Below are 16,436 nucleotides of genomic sequence, written 5' to 3' on the forward strand. Positions count from 1 at the left end.
CCTGATCGAGATCGTTCATGAGCAGCACCCTGCTGATCGGGTCCTGCGATCCCTTCAGCGGCAAGTCAGCCCTGTCGCTCGGACTGGCCCGTTTGCTGACTCGGCAGGGAGTGCAGATTCGCTTCGGCAAGCCGCTCGCCACCAGCCTGCGCCAGGGCCGGATGTCTCCCGCCTCACCCCCCGCTGCGCTGATCGACGCAGACGTCGCCTTCGTTGGCAGCACCCTGGGCCTCGCCCCGGAGTGCCTGATCGCCTCCCTCGCACTCCAGGCGGCTGAAACCGCCAGGGATCGCCTCCTGGCCGGGCGGTTGGCGCCAGGGGATGGGTTCACGCGGCTGCAGCAGCAACTGGCGGCTTACCCCGACGGGGTGAACCTGCTCGAAGCCGCCGGCAGTCTCAATGAAGGCCTGCTTTACGGCCTCAGCTTGCCGCAGTTGGCCAGGGGGCTCGAGGCGCCGGTTGTGCTGGTCCATCTCTGGGAGGACAGCCGCAGCATCGAGCCCCTGCTGCAGGCGCGCCTGCAGCTCGGTGACCAGCTGGCCGGTGTTGTGCTCAATGCCGTCAATCCTGAAGATGTGGAATCGCTGCGGGCCGAGCTGGTGCCGGCGATCGAACAGGTCGGTCTGCCGGTGTTCGGGGTGATGCCCCGCAGCCCCCTGTTGCGCAGCGTCACCGTGGAAGAGCTGGTCGAGCGACTCGGCGCCAGCGTGCTCTGCTGCCCCGAGCGCCTTGATCTCCTGGTTGAAACCCTTTCGATCGGGGCGATGAACGTGAACTCAGCCATGGAGTTTTTCCGCCGCCGCCGCAACATGGCCGTGGTCACCGGTGCTGATCGCACCGACATCCAGCTGGCGGCCCTGGAGGCCTCCACCCAGTGCCTGATCCTCACCGGGGCGGGGGATCCGCTCCCCCAGCTGATCAACCGTGCGGAGGAACTCGACGTCCCCGTGCTCAAGGTTGATCACGACACCCTCACCACCGTGGAGGTGATTGAGCGGGCCTTCGGCCACGTGCGGCTGCATGAATCGGTGAAGGCCAGCTACGCCATTCGCCTGGTGGAGGAGCACTGCCGTTTTGATCGCCTGTTCGAGCGGCTTCAGCTGGGGAGTGGGCTTGCCCCGCAAGGGCGCTGCTAGTTTCATCCGGCTGGCTGCGCGACCTCGGTGACCCGGTCCCTCGATCTTCCTTCTCTCGACCGGATTGACACCCTCGCCCAGGAACTGGCCCTGCTTCAGGACACGGGCAAACGCCGCATCGCCATTCTCGGCAGCCGCCATGTGCCGGTGGTATCGATCCATCTCGTCGAGCTGGTCTCCCGTTCGCTGGCCCAGGAAGGCCACAACCTGGTCACCTCAGGATCCCAGGGTGTGAATGCGGCGGTGATCCGCGGTGTGCTCGGCATCGACCCCGCCCGGCTCACCGTGCTGCTTCCCCAGAGCCTGGATCGCCAGCCCGGTGAATCCCGCGAGCAACTCGAGCAGGTGCTCCATCTCGTCGAAAAGCCGGAACACGACGACCTGCCCCTGCCGATGGCCAGCATTCTCTGCAACCAGGAGATCATCGGCCGTTCCGATCAGCTGATCTGCTTTGCCTTCCACGACAGCGAAACCCTGCTTTCAAGCTGCCGCAGCGCCGAAGACATGGGCAAGGTTGTGAGCCTGCTGTTCTTCGATTAGCCCGGCGTTTTTCCAGTTCGGGATCAACCAGGCAGGGAGTCGTGGCGGGGCAGGACCTGGAGGCAGGTTCCCTCCCGGCCCATCACATTCACCTGGGCGCCTGGGGAGAGCGGCTCGCCGGGGGCCAGGTTGATGGCGGCCCAGCTCTGGCCCTGCCAGCGCACCCTCCCTTCGCCATTGGCCTCGAAGCGGCTGATCACCTCGGCCAGCTCGGCCCGGGCCGAGGGTGGGATCGTCCGCGCCTGCCGGCCCGCCGACCATCGCCGCAATGCGACGTAACCAGCCGCCACCAGCGCCAGGAACAGCACCAGTTGCGCCCCCGCCGGCACGGCCGGAAGCAGGGCGCTCAGGAGGGTCAGCAGCAGGCCGGCCAGCCCGGCGATCAGCAACAGGCCGTCACCGTCGGCTCCGGCCAGCTCCAGGGTCAGCACCGCCGCCGCCAGGGCGAACCAGAGGATGGGATTCACAGGGGAGGGGAAGACGGGGAAAGCGGGTACCGGTCGCCATCCGCTGACACCATCCTGCCTACCGTGGTCCCAGCGATGGTCTCTGGATGGAATTTCTGCTTCTTCCGGTTCTGGCGGTGCTGGCTGGCCTGGGCATCAGCGGCATCAAGGTCACCAGCAGCAGCCGCTCGATGCTGGTGGAACGTCTGGGCAAGTACGACCGGGAGCTGCGGCCTGGCCTCTCCCTGGTGATTCCGGGAATGGAGCGGGTGGTGAGCCATGAATCACTCAAGGAACGGGTGCTTGATATCCCGCCGCAGCAGTGCATCACCCGCGACAACGTTTCGATCGTGGTGGATGCGGTGGTGTATTGGCAGTTGCTTGAGCATGCCCGCGCTTATTACGGCGTCGACAATCTGCAGGCCGCGATGGTGAACCTGGTGCTCACCCAGATCCGCGCCGAGATGGGCAAGCTCGACCTCGATCAGACCTTCACCACCCGCCAGGAGGTGAACGAGACCCTGCTCAACGAGCTGGATCAGGCCACTGACCCCTGGGGGGTGAAGGTGACCCGGGTAGAGCTGCGCGACATCCAGCCCTCCCAGGGGGTGCAGCAGGCGATGGAGCAGCAGATGACCGCTGAGCGGGAGAAGCGGGCGGCGATCCTCCGCTCCGAGGGCGAGCGGGAAGCCCAGGTGAATGCCGCCAAGGGGCGGGCAGAAGCCCTGGTGCTCGATGCCAAGGCCAAGCAGGAGGCGGTGTTGCTCGACGCCGACGCCCAGGCCAAACAGCAACTTCTGCTCGCCAAGGCCAGGGCCCAGGCCGCCACCGAGCTGGCCGCCGTGATTGATTCCCAGCCGGCGGCCGCCGAGGGCCTGCGCCTGCTGCTGGCCAAAGACTGGATGGCGATGGGCCAGGCGATGGCAGCAAGCAAGGGGGGATCTGTGCTGATGGTGGATCCCCAGAGTCCGGCTTCCCTGCTTGCCGCTCTCAAGGGGCTGCAGGAGAAGGGCGGCAGCTGAGATCCCTCCGGGGAAGTTCCTCCGTTCAGCTGCGCAGCAGCGCCTTGAGCCCTTCGCTGTAGAGCAGGCCCGTGCTCAGCAGCGCGCCGATCCAGCAGAGGCTGCGCAGGGGCGGAATGTTGGCCACATAGGCACCGATGTAGGCGAGTCGCAGGGCCGGGTGGAGCCAGGCGGCCACGGCTGCCATGGGTGAGGCTGCCAGGGGTGAGGCCGCCAGCACGGCCGGAGCCGCCAGCAGGCAGAGCAGGCAGGCGGGGGCGTGCAGCGTGAAGGCCTCGAAACTGTTCTGGTGGGCCCAGCTGGCCCGCTTCCCCCAGGCCGGCAGCCGCTCGAACATCGCCCGGGGGGCGGCCAGATCGCCGGGTGTGAAATCGGCCTTGGAGCGGCCGGCCGCCAGGGGCACCAGGCTGAGCACCACCACGGCCCCGGAGAGCACCAGCGACCAGGCGAAGGGCGCCGCCGAGTTGCCCGACGGGATGGCGACAGCAAGGAGGGCGAGCATGGGGGAATGGCTGGGCCGTCCTTTTCTAAGCTGATCTCCGCTCGCTTCGTGCTTTCCGCCATGGCCGACACCTACTCCTTCGACGTGGTGTCGGATTTCGATCGGCAGGAGCTGGTGAACGCGCTTGATCAGGTGCGCCGAGAGGTGGGCCAGCGCTACGACCTCAAGGATTCCAAAACGGAGATTGATCTGGAGGACACCAGCCTCACGATCACCACTGCCAGCGATATGACCCTCGACGCGGTGACCGATGTGCTGCGACAGAAGGCGGTCAAGCGAGAGCTCTCACTCAAGATCTTCGATTTCCAGCCGGCGGAGCCGGTGGGCGGCAACCGGGTGCAGCAGGTGGTGAAGCTGCGCAAGGGGCTCAGCCAGGAGCTGGCCAAGCAGCTCAGCAAGCTGGTGCGCGATCAGATCAAGAAGGTGACGGTGGCCATCCAGGGCGAGAGCCTGCGGGTCACCGGCAAGAACAAGGACGACCTGCAGCAGGTGATCCAGTTGCTGCGCGCTGAAGATCTGGAGCTGCCGCTGCAGTTCGAGAACTACCGCTAGGCGGAGCCGTGGCAGGCGGTTGGCGCTTCTGGATCGATCGGGGCGGCACCTTCACCGACCTGGTGGGCCAGGGTCCGGGCGGGGAACAGGTGGTACGCAAGGTGCTCTCCGAGCAACCGGGTCGCCTGGCTGACCCAGCCGTGGTGGCCATGCGTCAGGTGCTGGGCCTGGCGGGCGATGCCCCGATCCCCGCCGGGGCGATCGAGGCGGTGCGGCTGGGGACCACCGTGGCCACCAATGCCCTGCTGGAGCGGCGAGGCAGCCCCACCCTGTTGCTGATCACGGCCGGATTTGCCGATGCCCTGCGGATCGGCGATCAGCATCGCCCCGATCTGTTCGCGCTGCGGATCCAGACCGTGGCCCCGCTCTTCAGCCAGGTGATTGAAGTGGGCGGACGGCTGGCCGCCGATGGCAAGGAGCTGGAGCCGTTGCGGCTGGACGCCGACCTGGAGCTGGGACTCCATCAGGCCCTGGAGCGGGGCCTGCGCAGTTGCGCGGTGGTGTTGCTGCATGCGGCCCGTCACCCCCGCCACGAGCTGGCCCTCGGCAGCTGGCTGGCTCGGTTCGGGTTCGAGCAGCTGAGCCTTTCCCACGCCGTTGCCGCCCAGAGCCGGTTGGTACCCCGTGGTCAGACCACCGTGGTGGAGGCCTTCGTCGGGCCAGCCCTGGGGACCTACCTGGCCCAGCTCCGCTCAGCCCTCGGCGAAGGCTGCCGGCTGGAGGTGATGCAGTCGAGCGGTGGACTGATCAGCCCCGATCGGCTCAGGGCCAAGGACACCATCCTCTCCGGGCCGGCCGGCGGCATGGTCGGCGCGGTGCGGGTGGCGGCTGCGGCAGCGGCAGCGGCAGTGGGATGCTCGCCAGCGGTCGGGGGCAGGCCGGCTGCGGCTGAAGCGATTGTCGGCTTCGACATGGGTGGGACCTCCACCGATGTTTTTCATTTCGATCCGGCTGGTCCCGATGGGGGCTGGGAGCGTTGCGTTGAGACCGAGATCAACGGGGTGAGCCTGCAGGCGCCGATGCTGCCGATCCATACCGTCGCGGCTGGTGGCGGGTCGAAGATTCAGTTCGATGGACTGAGGCTGCAGGTGGGGCCTGCTTCGGCCGGGGCGGATCCCGGCCCCGCCTGCTATCGGCTGGGCGGGCCGCTCACGGTCACCGATGCCAATCTGCTGCTGGGTCGTCTTCAGCCTGCCTGCTTCCCGGCCCTGTTCGGCCCAGGCCGCAACCAGTGCCTTGACGTTGCGGTGGTGCGGCAGGAGTTCGAGTTGCTGGCGGCCAGGATCCATGCCGCCACGGGCCTGCCCCAGGTCTCGGAACGGCTGGCGGAAGGTGCGCTGGCGATCGCGGTTGATCGCATGGCTGAGGCGATCCGGCGCATCTCGATCCAGCGGGGTCACGACATCCGCAACTCCACGCTTGTCTGCTTCGGCGGAGCCGGCGGCCAGCACGCCTGCGCCGTGGCGGCCCAGCTCGGCATCTCCAGGCTGCTGCTCCATCCCCTCGCCGGTGTGCTCTCGGCCTATGGAATCGGCCTGGCCGACCGGAGGTTGCTGCGGGAGCGCGTGGTGCGGGAACCGCTGGATGCGGCCTTGCTGCCCAGGCTCGCGGCGATGGCGGCGGAGCTGGCCGTCCCGGGGTCCGGCTCGATCGTGCGGATCAGCCTCGAACTCCGCTTCGGCGGCAGTGAGGTGTGCCTGTCGGTGCCCTTCGCCAGCCTGGAGGCGATCGGTGAGGCGTTCCAGACCAGCCATCGCCGCCGCTATGGCTACTTGCCTGTGGCCACGGCCGGCGAGCCGCTGGCCCTGGTGGTCGAGCGGCTGCTCGTGGAGCAGGTGGAGGCCAATGACACTCCGGTGGTGGCTGGGGCTCCGACGGGCAGCGGCTCCCGGGCCGAATCCGCCGTTGTTGCGCTGTTTCTGGAGGGTCGCTGGCAGACGGTGCCGCTGTGGGAGCGCCACCAGCTGGCAGCTGGAGCCCGGCTCAGCGGGCCGGCGCTGATCGTGGAGGCCACCGGCACCAACCTGCTGGCTGAGGGCTGGCAGGCAGATCTCCTGCCAGGTGGCGAGCTGCTCTTCAGCCACACCGCTGCTGCCGCTCCAGCCTCCACCCATCCGTCAGGACCGCAGAACGGCGTGGACCCGGTGTCGCTTGAGCTGTTCCACCACCGTTTCGCCGCCATCGCCGAGCAGATGGGGGTGCGGCTGCAGCAGAGCGCCCGTTCGGTGAACATTCGCGAGCGGCTCGATTTTTCCTGCGCCGTTTTTGATGGCGAGGGGGGCCTGGTCGCCAATGCGCCCCACATCCCCGTCCATCTGGGCTCGATGGGCGACAGCGTGGCCAGCCTGCTGGCCGCCATTCGCCGCGGTGAGCGTCTCCCCCTGGGTCCCGGTGATGTGGTGGTGTCGAACAACCCCTACAACGGCGGCACCCACCTTCCCGACCTCACCGCGATCACCCCGGTGTTCTGCGGGGGCGAACCCCTGTTCGTGGCCTGCCGTGGCCACCACGCCGATGTGGGCGGCCTCACCCCGGGTTCGATGCCCCCCTTCAGTCGCCAGCTCAGTGAGGAGGGCCTTCTGCTCGACAACATCCCGCTGCTGCGTGGTGGTGTTCTGCTTGAAGCCGAGTGGCGCCAGCGGCTGATGGCGGGGAACCAGCCGGTGCGCAACCCTGACCAGCTGCTTGCCGATCTGCGGGCCCAGGTGGCCGCCAACCAGCTGGGGGCCGAGCTCCTGCTGGCGCTTTCGGAACGGGAGGGAGGGGCAAGGGTACGGGCCTTCATGGCTCACGTCCAGGACAATGGTGCCGAGGCGGTGCGGCGCCTGATCGATCGGCTCGTTGGCGGCCGCTTCTGCTTGCCCCTCGATGGTGGTCTGGTGATCCAGCTGGAGGTGGAGATCGACCGGCAGCGGCGGCGGGCCCGGATTGATTTCAGTGGCACATCGCCCCAGGACGCCGGTAACCGCAACGCCCCCCTGGCGATCACCAAGGCGGTGGTGCTCTACGTGGTCCGTTGTCTGGTCGGCGAGGCGATCCCGCTCAATGCCGGTTGTTTCCGGCCGCTGGAGCTGGTTGTGCCCGAGGGCTGCCTGCTCCACCCCCGGCCACCGGCGGCGGTGGTGGCCGGGAATGTGGAAACATCCCAGGCGATCGCCAACGCCCTGTTCGGTGCGCTCGGCGTGCTGGCGGCGGCCCAGGGCACGATGAACAACCTCAGCTTCGGCAACGACAGCTGCCAGTACTACGAAACGATCTGCGGCGGAACCGGCGCCGGTATCCTGGCCGACGGCACGGGCTTTGGCGGGGCCGCGGCGGTCCAGAGCCACATGACCAACTCCCGGCTCACCGATCCGGAGATCCTCGAGCAGCGTTTTCCGGTGCGGCTGGAGTCCTTCGCGGTGCGCACCGGCAGTGGCGGGCAGGGCCGCTGGGCGGGTGGCGATGGCGTGGTGCGCCAGTTGTGCTTCCTTGAGCCGATGACGGTGGCGATCCTCTCCGGCTCCCGCCAGGTGGCGCCCTTCGGTCTGGCCGGCGGGGGGCCTGGAGCGGTGGGGCGCAACCGGCTGGTGCGGCAGGCCGGCGGGGAGCAGCAGCTGGGCGGTTCGGCCCAGCTGCTGGTGAACCCAGGCGATCGGCTCGTGATTGAAACTCCGGGAGGCGGCGGCTATGGCCAGGCCTGATCGCCCAACCACACGTCTGTTGGCCGGCCTGCTGCTCGGCCTGGCGCTGGCTCCAGCCGCCGGGGCCAACGTGCTGCAGGAGCAGGGTCAGCGGTTTGCACCGGTCTGGTCCGCTGGCGGCATGGTGGCCAGCCAGGAAGCCGAAGCCTCCCGGGTGGGCCGCGACGTGCTGCGCCAGGGTGGCAACGCCGTGGATGCGGCGGTGGCAGCTTCCTTTGCCCTGGCCGTCACCCTGCCCCAGGCCGGCAACCTCGGTGGAGGTGGTTTTCTGGTGTTGTGGCGGCCGGAGCCGCCCGGCACGGCGCAGCGGGCTTCCACCCCCCTGCTGCCAGGTGAGCGGCGGGTGGGCCGGGGCCGGGCCGTGACGATCAATTTCCGTGAGAGCGCCCCACTGGCTTCCCGGGCTGATCTGTTCCTGGATGCCGCCGGGGCGGTGGATCGAAGCAGGGCCACCCGCAGTCTGCTGAGCACGGCGGTGCCCGGCACGGTGGCGGGTCTGGTGCTGGCCCAGCGCCGCTATGGCCGGCTGCCCCTGGCGGTGGTGGTGGCCCCTTCGATCCGGCTGGCCGAGGACGGGGTGATCGTCAGTCGGGAGCTCGCCGACTCCCTGGGGGCGGCGGCGGCACTGCTCAAGGCCGACCCGGGCTCGAGCCGCCTGTTCTTCAAGCCTGATGGTGGGCTCTACCGGCCAGGCGAGCGGCTGCGTCAGCCCCAGCTGGCCACCACCCTGCGCCGGATCGCCCGGCAGGGGGAGGCTGGGTTCTACGCCGGGCCGGTGGCTGCGCAACTGCTGGAGCTGATGCGCCGCCGGGGCGGGCTGATCACCGCCGCCGATCTCAGTGGTTACCGGGCCAGGCCCCTGACGCCGCTGCTCGGCAGCTGGCGCGGCCATGCGGTGATCGCCATGCCGCCGCCCAGTTCCGGTGGCGTCACCTTGATTCAGCTTCTCAATGTGCTTGAGGGGTTCGACCTGGCGGCGATGGGGCTCAACAGCGCCGCCGCCATCCACGTGATGGTGGAGGCGATGAACCTGGCGTATCTCGATCGAAACAGCCAGCTCGGTGATCCCCGCTTCGTTGCCCTGCCGCTGGAGCGTCTGCTCAGCCCGGCCGACGCCATCGCCAAACGGCAACGCATCCAGCTGGGGCGCCACACCCCGGCGGCCCTGTTGGCGCCGCCGCCAGCAAGGGCGGCGGAGGGCGGCAACACCACCCACCTCTCGGTGATCGATCGCGAAGGGTCGATGGTGGCCACCACCACCACGCTCAACTTCGCCTACGGCAACGGGATCAGCGTGCCAGGCGCCGGCTTTCTGCTCAACAATGAAATGGACGACTTCTCGATCAGGCCCGGGGAGGCCAACGCCTTCGGGCTGGTCCAGGGGGAGGCCAACGCCATCGCGCCCGGCAAGCAGCCGCTCTCCTCGATGGCCCCCACCCTGGTGCTGAGCAGGGAGGGTGGTCCCTTGCTGGCCACCGGCAGTCCCGGCGGCAGTCGCATCATCACCACCGTGCTGCAGGTGCTGCTCAACCGGCTGGAGCACGGCCTCAACCTGGCCTCTGCCGTCGCCGCCAGCCGCGTCCACAGCCAGCTCTGGCCTGACCAGCTCAGCCACGAGGAGGGCCTGAGCCCCGATACCCTGCGGCTGCTGCAGGCCATGGGTCACAGGCTGCTGCGGGTGGCGGCGATGGGCTCAGCCCATTCGGTGGAGGCCCTGCCCGGGGGCGGCAGCCTCGGAGTGGCCGATTCCCGTCGCGGCGAGGCCCTGGCGATCGGGGAGTGAGGGTCTTGGCGCAGACTGGATCCGGCGGATTTGTGTGGATCGTTGTGGGTTTTGCCGTTGCCAGCTTCCAGCCCCTGCTTGCACTCACCCAGCAGGAGTGGATGTGGAGCGGCGGACTGATTGAGCTGGCTGTCCTGTCTGCCGCCTTGCTGGGTGCCGCCTGGCTGGTGGCGCGGCGGCGCGACTGAAGCCCCGCTCAGGCCGCGGCCGAAGCCGGGCTGCTGAGCAGATTGACAGCGGAGAGGGCAAGGCCCACGCCGAACAGGGTGCCGATCGCCCAGAGGCTGTCGCTGGGCCATTCGGCGATCAGCAGCCCGCCGAGGATCGCCGTGACGACACCATCGGTGATCACCAGGGCTCGGGCCGGCCCTTCACTGGCGGCGGCGGCGGCGAGCTCCATCACCCCCTCGAAGGCCAGCAGCACCCCCACGAACAAGGTGAGGCTCACTTCGCTGCCCAGGGGAAACAGCAGGATCCAGATCCCGCTCACCAGGTAGAGGAGCCCGGACAGGGCCCGGAAGGCGATGGTGCGGCCATCCCCTCCCCGGACCCGCAGCAGTTGGGCCACCCCGGTGGCCACCGCCACACCGCCAAGGCCAAGGGTGAGCAGGGTGGCCGAGACGAACGGCAAGGCAACCGAGAGACCGGCTGCCGCGAACAGAAGCCCTGCCGTGAGCCAGCGCATCGATCGGGAGGCAGGTGCCGTCACGGCCATCACCACAAAAAGTCAGCCTAGGTGGACCCACTCAAGGGGTTCAGGAGGTGCAGGTCGCGCCAGCCCAGGTGGCTTGGAGCGGATTCGATGACAAAGCCGCGGTCGAGCCAGGGACCCGCCCAAGCTTGAAGGGTGTTCATCCAGGCACCGGGTCATGCTGGAGCTGTTGCCTCAGCTCAACGATCGCAACCTGCCCTGGATGGACACGATCCATCCGATCGTGGTGCATTTTGTGATCGCGATGGCCCTGATCGCCTTTGTCTTCGATCTGATCGGCGTGCTGGCCCGAAAGCCTGCGTTGTATGAGGTTTCCTTCTGGAACCTGCTCTTTGCCACCGCCGCGATCTTCGTGGCGATCATCTTCGGCCAGGTGGAGGCGGGTCTGGCCAACCCCTACGGCGCCTCCCGCGACATCCTCAACCTGCACAGCACCCTCGGCTGGGCTCTCGCCGGAGTCCTTTCCCTGCTGACCGGCTGGCGCTACGTGATCCGCAGCCGCAATCCGCTTCAGTTGCCGCTTGTTTTCCTCGGGGCAGGGTCCCTGCTCAGCCTGCTGGTGGTCGTGCAGGTGATTCTGGGCAATCAGCTGATCTGGGTCTACGGCCTCCACACCGTCAAGGTGGTCGAAGCCATGCGGGCGGGGCTGGTGTGATGGCTCTGGCCTCCGCCATCCTCTCGATGCCCCTTCTCGAACTCGGGGCCAACGATCTGCCTTACCGGTTGCCGATCCATCCCAACCTGGTGCATCTGAGCATCGGCCTGTTCGTGATCGCGATCGCCTTCGATGTGGCTGGTGCCGTGTTCCCGCTTGAGAAAAGGCTGTTCCGTTTTCTGGCCCTGCCGGTCAGCCGCGCCGGTTTCCATGATGTGGGCTGGTACAACCTGGTGGCCTGCTGTCTGATCAGCTTTTTCACGGTGGCCGCCGGCTTTGTGGAAATGCAGCTGGCCGTGCCTCTGCCAGGGATCACCAGCAGCTTCGGCCTCAGCAGCACCGCCACCATGCTCTGGCACGGCGCCGGCGGAGTCGCCCTGCTGTTCGCGATCGTGGTGATGACCCTCTGGCGAGGTGTGCAGCGCTTTGCCTGGCGTCGGGAAATGGGCCGTCAGGTGCAGTGGACCTACCTGCTGGCCGGGGTGCTGTTGCTGGGGATGATGGCCTGGCACGGCACCCTCGGAGCCCAGCTGGCGGTTGAATTCGGCGTGCACGTCACGGCAGATCAGCTCCTGGCGGGTGGAGCTGATCTGCACGAGGCCCTGCCATGACCACCACCCCTTCCCGCCCCGGCCTGACTGCGTTGAGCGGTCTGGCGGTCTGGCTGGGTCTGCTGGTCTGGTTCAGCTTCTGGATGGGACGTCAGTCCTATCGCTGGCTGCCGGTTCAGGCCTCCAGCGCGGCTCCCCTCGTCGATGGCCTGTTCAGCTTTGAAACCGCTGTTGCCACCTTTGTTTTTTCCGGGGTGGTGTCCGTGATGGCCTGGGTGATCCTGTTCAACCGGGCGGCCAAGTACGACGTCAGCGATGCGGCGCCGATCGAAGGCAACCTTCGTCTGGAGATCATCTGGACGGTGATCCCCCTGGTGCTGGTGATGGCGATCGCCGCCTACACGATCGATGTGAACCGCCAGATCGGCCTGATCGGTCCGATGGAGCACGTGCACGGTGGCCCGGAGACTGCCGCTGCCGATGGGTCGTCGCCCGCCTTCGAGATCGAGGTGATCTCCCGCCAGTGGTCCTGGGAGTTCCGCTATCCAGCCGCCGGTGTGACCAGCACGGAACTGCATCTGCCGCTCGATCGTCGGGTCGGGCTGCAGCTTCGCAGTGAAGATGTGATTCATGGGTTCTATGTTCCGGCCTTCCGGCTCAAGCAGCAGGTGATTCCCGGTCGGGTGATTCCTTTTTTCATCACCCCAACCCGGCTGGGCCGCTACCGACTGCGCGACTCTGAATACAGCGGCACCTGGTTCGCCGCCAACCAGGTTGATGTGGTTGTCCAGAGCGAGGACGACTACCAGAGCTGGCTGCGCCGTGCCGCCAAACTCCCCCTGCAACCGGGTCTGAGTGACGCCTCCAGGGAGTACGCCCTCCAGCAGGGACGCAGCACCAGCAGCGGCTACGCCACCGTGGTCCCAGCCCCACCACCGATGGTCAATGTGCCCGGCTCCAACACCCTTCCCCACGACGGCTGATCACGCCATGACCTTCACGCCATGACCATCACACCTTTTGACCCCGGCATCGGTGAGCTTCCGAGCCCCCAGCCCCAGGCACCCAACGGCTGGAAGCGTTACTTCAGCTTCAATACGGATGCCAAGGTGATTGGCATTCAATACATCGCCACCGCCTTGATTTTTCTGCTGGTGGGTGGCCTGCTGGCGATGATCATGCGTGGTGAGTTGATCACCCCGGAGGCGGATCTGGTTGATCGCACCGTTTACAACGGCCTCTACACGATGCATGGCACGATCATGCTGTTCCTGTTTATGTTTCCGGTGCTCAATGGGCTTAATAACCTCTTGATTCCCTGCATGATCGGTGCCCCCGACATGGCGTTTCCGCGGCTGAACGCCGCGGCTTTCTGGCTGGTTCCGGTGTTCGGGGTGATCCTGATGGCCAGCTTCCTGGTGCCAGGCGGGCCGGCCGCTTCCGGCTGGTGGTCCTATCCGCCGGTGAGCCTTCAGAACCCGCTGGGCCACCTGATCAACGGTGAGGCCCTCTGGATCGTGGCGGTGGCTCTTTCAGGCGTGTCTTCGATCATGGGGGCTCTGAACTTCGTTACCACGATCCTGAGGATGCGGGCCCCCGGCATGACTCTGTTCCGCATGCCGATCTTCTGCTGGACAGCCCTGTCGGCCCAGGTGATTCAGTTGATCGGCCTGCCGGCTCTCACCGGTGGGGCGGTGATGCTGTTGTTTGATCTGGTGGTGGGGACTTCATTCTACCGGCCTGAGGGGGGCGGTGACCCGGTTCTTTATCAGCATTTCTTCTGGTTCTATTCACATCCGGCCGTCTATGTGATCATTCTGCCGGTGTTCGGTGTGTTTTCGGAACTGTTCCCCGTGTATGCCAGAAAGCCGCTGTTCGGTTACAAGTTTGTTGCAGCGGCTTCGCTGGTGATCGTTGGACTGAGCCTGGTGGTCTGGGTGCATCACATGTTCCCCAGTGGCGTGCCCCAGTGGATGCGTGATCTGTTCATGGTGACAACCATGCTGATTGCCGTGCCAACCGGCATCAAAGTGTTCGCCTGGCTGGCCACACTCTGGGGTGGGAAGATCAGGCTCAATACCCCGATGCTGTTTGCTCTCGGTGGGCTGTTCAACTTCGTGTTCGCAGGGGTCACCGGCATCATGCTGGCCACCGTACCGGTGGACATCCACGTCAACAACACTTATTTTGTGGTGGGACATTTCCACTACGTGATCTATGGGGCTGCCACCATGGGTGTGTATGCCGCGATCTACCACTGGTTTCCCAAGTTCACTGGCCGGATGTACTACGAGGGATTGGGAAAGCTTCATTTCCTCCTCACGTTCATCGGTACCAATCTCAACTTCTTTCCCATGCATCCTCTTGGCCTGATGGGAATGCCTCGGCGCGTGTCTTCCTACGACCCGGAATTCGCCTTCTGGAATGTGATCGCCAGCCTGGGTGCCTTCTTGCTCGGCGTCTCGATCATTCCTTTTCTGCTCAACCTGGTCAGCTCCCTGGTCCGGGGCGAGCGAGCGCCGGCCAATCCCTGGAATGCGATCGGCCTTGAGTGGTTGTTGCCTTCGCCGCCACCCACCGAGAATTTCGAAGATCATGTCCCCACCGTGATCAGCGGTCCCTATGGCTACGGCACCGGCCTGCCCCTGGTGGAAAACCAGGAGGCCTATGAACGCTCCCTGCAGCAGGTCTGACCAGTGATCGTCACCCCCGCCAGCCCAGAGCCAACCCCCGGCCTCCAGCCGTCCACCGGCCAGATCTCCAGCCACGGGAGCCACGGTGGCCATGCCAACCACACGTTGACCGGATTCATCATCTTTCTCTGCTCCGAGAGCGTCATTTTCCTGGCTTTCTTCACGGGGTACGCCGTGCTGAAGCTCTCCGCTCTCAAGTGGCTGCCGCCAGGTGTGGAGGGATTGGAATGGCGCACACCACTGGCTTACACAGCCGTGCTGGTTTCCAGCAGCGGCACGATCGCTGTTGCTGAATGGTGTCTGAAACGAGGCCGTTTATGGGGCTTTCGCGCCTTCTGGTTGCTCAGCATGGCGATGGGTTCGCTGTTTCTCTATGGCCAGGCGATCGAGTGGAGTGGGCTCGGCTTCGGCTTCACCTCCGGGACGTTTGGCGGCTGCTTCTATCTGCTCACCGGTTTCCATGGCCTCCATGTCGCCACGGGTGTGTTGTTGATGGGGCTGATGCTGATCCGCTCTTTCTTGCCTGGCAATTACGAGGGCGGGGAGCAGGGGGTCGTGGCAGCCTCACTGTTCTGGCATTTCGTTGATGTGATCTGGGTGCTTCTCTTCTTGCTTCTTTATATCTGGCCAGCATGATCATCGATGATGACCACTACGACGTGATCGTGATCGGCAGCGGCGCTGCCGGTGGCACCGTGGCCGCGGCGCTGGCGGCTATGGGACGCTCGGTGTTGATTCTGGAGCGGGGAGGCAGCCTTCCCCAGGAGGATCAGAACGTCGCTGACATCGACCTGTTCCGCAAGGATCGCTATCACCCCGCCGAGCAGTGGTTCGGCACCGATGGCGATCCGTTCAACCCCCAGGCGATCTACGCCCTCGGTGGCAACACCAAGATCTGGGGCGCTGTTCTGGAGCGGATGCGGGCTGCGGAATTCGACGGTCTGGCCATGCAGACCGGCCGGGCGCCGGCCTGGGGTCTCGATTACGCCGATTTCGCCCCCTGGTATGACCGGGCCGAGGCGCTTTACCGGGTGCACGGCGCAGCCGGCATCGATCCAACCGAGCCGGAGCGAACGGGGGCCTACCCCCACCAGCCCCGGCCGATCGAGCCATTCCTGGAGCCGCTGCGCTCCGGCTTGGAGCGCCAGGGCTGTCGCCCCTACGATCTGCCGCTCACCTGGTCGGAGGACCTGGCCGATCCCACCGGCGATGCCGAGTTGTTCGGCGTCATACCCGCCCTGGGGCAGAGCGCCACCCGCCTGCGCACCCAGGCCAGGGTCCGGCGCCTGCATGTCAATCCCAGTGGCACCGAGGTCCGGGGGGTCGAAGCTGAAATCAAGGGTCAGCGCTGGTTGTTTCGTGCTGATCAGGTGGTTCTCGCCGCCGGCGCGATCAACACCCCCGCCATCCTGCTGGCCTCAGCCAGCGATCCCCACCCGGATGGGCTGGCTAACGGCTCCGGGCTGGTGGGGCGTCATCTGATGAAACTGCAGCTCAGCGCGATTCTGCAGAGAGCCAGCGAGCCCAACTCCGGCCGGTATCCCCGCAGCCTCGGCATCAACGACTACTACTGGGGCGACAAGAATGTCAGCTTTCCTCTCGGCCACATCGAAAGTGGCGGTGGTGTGCTGCAGGATCCCCTCTTCGCCGAGTCACCGCCGGTGCTGTCCCTGGTCAGCCGGCTGCTTCCGAAGGCTGGCCTGGAGCGGTTGGCGGCCCGCTCGGTGTGCTGGTGGGCCACCAGCGCCGTGCTGCCCGACCCCGATAACCGCATCACCCTGCGCAACGATCGGATCAGGATCCATTACCTGCCCAACAACCTCGAAGCCCACGACCGGCTTGTTTATCGCTGGCTCGACACCCTCCAGGCCGTGGAGGCCGACCCCCTCGTGACCGTGGTCAACCGGTCCTGGATTCACCCCCGGGGCGAGGCCCCCCTGGCGGTGATGGGCTACGCCTGCGGAACCTGCCGCATGGGCAGCGACCCATCGAGCTCGGTGGTGGATCTGCAGGGTCGCTGCCATGGCATCGGCAACCTCACCATTGCCGATGCCAGCGTTTTCCCCAGCTGCCCCGGCCTCTCGCCAGGTCTGACGATCATCGCCAACGCCCTGCGGCTTGCCGAACATCTGGCCTGATCAGCCGCCCTTAGTCTGGATCA

16 protein-coding genes are annotated in these 16,436 nt (G+C 66.5%); 13 read left to right on the plus strand and 3 right to left on the minus strand.

Annotated features, from left to right (window positions below):
• The first annotated feature begins 17 nt into the window (after positions 1-17).
• A complete protein-coding gene (locus tag KQ307_RS10340; protein ID WP_259727920.1) occupies positions 18-1,136 on the plus strand; it encodes a phosphotransacetylase family protein in 1,119 nt (372 codons plus the stop codon).
• Between the two features lie 27 nt (positions 1,137-1,163).
• Positions 1,164-1,676, plus strand: a complete 513-nt coding sequence (locus tag KQ307_RS10345) for a DNA recombination-mediator protein A (protein WP_259727921.1) — start codon at positions 1,164-1,166, stop codon at positions 1,674-1,676.
• Positions 1,677-1,699: 23 nt separating this feature from the next.
• On the opposite strand, the gene KQ307_RS10350 is transcribed toward KQ307_RS10345, so the two are convergent.
• Positions 1,700-2,143: an NfeD family protein gene (locus KQ307_RS10350; protein ID WP_259727922.1), complete on the minus strand. Its 444-nt coding sequence runs from the start codon at positions 2,141-2,143 to the stop codon at positions 1,700-1,702.
• An 86-nt stretch (positions 2,144-2,229) separates the two neighbouring features.
• Here KQ307_RS10350 and KQ307_RS10355 point away from each other — a divergent pair, with 86 nt between their 5' ends.
• Positions 2,230-3,144: an SPFH domain-containing protein gene (locus tag KQ307_RS10355; RefSeq protein WP_259702239.1), complete on the plus strand. Its 915-nt coding sequence runs from the start codon at positions 2,230-2,232 to the stop codon at positions 3,142-3,144.
• Positions 3,145-3,169: 25 nt separating this feature from the next.
• Here KQ307_RS10355 and KQ307_RS10360 read toward each other — a convergent pair whose 3' ends face one another.
• The gene (locus tag KQ307_RS10360) at positions 3,170-3,646 is read right to left on the minus strand and encodes an MAPEG family protein (RefSeq protein WP_259727923.1); all 477 of its coding nucleotides are present in this window, start codon (positions 3,644-3,646) and stop codon (positions 3,170-3,172) included.
• A gap of 60 nt (positions 3,647-3,706) precedes the next feature.
• Between KQ307_RS10360 and KQ307_RS10365 the strand changes: the two genes are divergently transcribed.
• Genes KQ307_RS10365 through KQ307_RS10380 form a run of 4 tightly spaced genes read left to right on the plus strand, consistent with a single transcriptional unit; the run spans position 3,707 to position 9,852 of the window.
• Positions 3,707-4,198, plus strand: coding sequence for a YajQ family cyclic di-GMP-binding protein (locus KQ307_RS10365; protein ID WP_259727924.1), 492 nt, complete (start codon positions 3,707-3,709; stop codon positions 4,196-4,198).
• Between the two features lie 8 nt (positions 4,199-4,206).
• Complete coding sequence (locus KQ307_RS10370; protein ID WP_259727925.1) at positions 4,207-7,881, plus strand: hydantoinase B/oxoprolinase family protein; 3,675 nt, start codon at positions 4,207-4,209, stop codon at positions 7,879-7,881.
• Positions 7,868-9,664, plus strand: a complete 1,797-nt coding sequence (ggt, locus tag KQ307_RS10375) for a gamma-glutamyltransferase (protein WP_259727926.1) — start codon at positions 7,868-7,870, stop codon at positions 9,662-9,664. The genes KQ307_RS10370 and ggt overlap by 14 nt, the downstream gene beginning before the upstream one ends.
• 44 nt (positions 9,665-9,708) lie before the next feature.
• On the plus strand, positions 9,709-9,852 hold the full coding sequence (locus KQ307_RS10380) for a hypothetical protein (RefSeq protein WP_259702244.1): 144 nt from the start codon (positions 9,709-9,711) through the stop codon (positions 9,850-9,852).
• An 8-nt stretch (positions 9,853-9,860) separates the two neighbouring features.
• On the opposite strand, the gene KQ307_RS10385 is transcribed toward KQ307_RS10380, so the two are convergent.
• Positions 9,861-10,379, minus strand: coding sequence for an HdeD family acid-resistance protein (locus tag KQ307_RS10385; protein ID WP_399241997.1), 519 nt, complete (start codon positions 10,377-10,379; stop codon positions 9,861-9,863).
• 154 nt (positions 10,380-10,533) lie between these two features.
• Between KQ307_RS10385 and KQ307_RS10390 the strand changes: the two genes are divergently transcribed.
• From KQ307_RS10390 to KQ307_RS10415, 6 genes are all read left to right on the plus strand, one after another.
• Positions 10,534-11,031, plus strand: coding sequence for a DUF2231 domain-containing protein (locus KQ307_RS10390; protein WP_259702246.1), 498 nt, complete (start codon positions 10,534-10,536; stop codon positions 11,029-11,031).
• Positions 11,031-11,642 (plus strand): DUF2231 domain-containing protein, encoded by a 612-nt coding sequence (locus KQ307_RS10395; protein ID WP_259702247.1) that lies wholly within the window; start codon positions 11,031-11,033, stop codon positions 11,640-11,642. The genes KQ307_RS10390 and KQ307_RS10395 overlap by 1 nt, the downstream gene beginning before the upstream one ends.
• A complete protein-coding gene (locus tag KQ307_RS10400; protein ID WP_259727927.1) occupies positions 11,639-12,565 on the plus strand; it encodes a cytochrome c oxidase subunit II in 927 nt (308 codons plus the stop codon). The genes KQ307_RS10395 and KQ307_RS10400 overlap by 4 nt, the downstream gene beginning before the upstream one ends.
• A gap of 21 nt (positions 12,566-12,586) precedes the next feature.
• A complete protein-coding gene (ctaD, locus tag KQ307_RS10405; protein WP_259702249.1) occupies positions 12,587-14,275 on the plus strand; it encodes a cytochrome c oxidase subunit I in 1,689 nt (562 codons plus the stop codon).
• 63 nt (positions 14,276-14,338) lie between these two features.
• Positions 14,339-14,911 (plus strand): heme-copper oxidase subunit III, encoded by a 573-nt coding sequence (locus KQ307_RS10410; protein WP_259727986.1) that lies wholly within the window; start codon positions 14,339-14,341, stop codon positions 14,909-14,911.
• Entirely contained in the window at positions 14,908-16,413 is a 1,506-nt protein-coding gene (locus KQ307_RS10415) for a GMC oxidoreductase (protein ID WP_259727928.1), read from the plus strand. Before KQ307_RS10410 ends, KQ307_RS10415 begins: the two co-directional genes overlap by 4 nt.
• Positions 16,414-16,436: the final 23 nt, after the last annotated feature.

The sequence above is a fragment of the Synechococcus sp. CS-1326 genome, from assembly GCF_025128115.1.
GTDB lineage: Bacteria > Cyanobacteriota > Cyanobacteriia > PCC-6307 > Cyanobiaceae > Regnicoccus.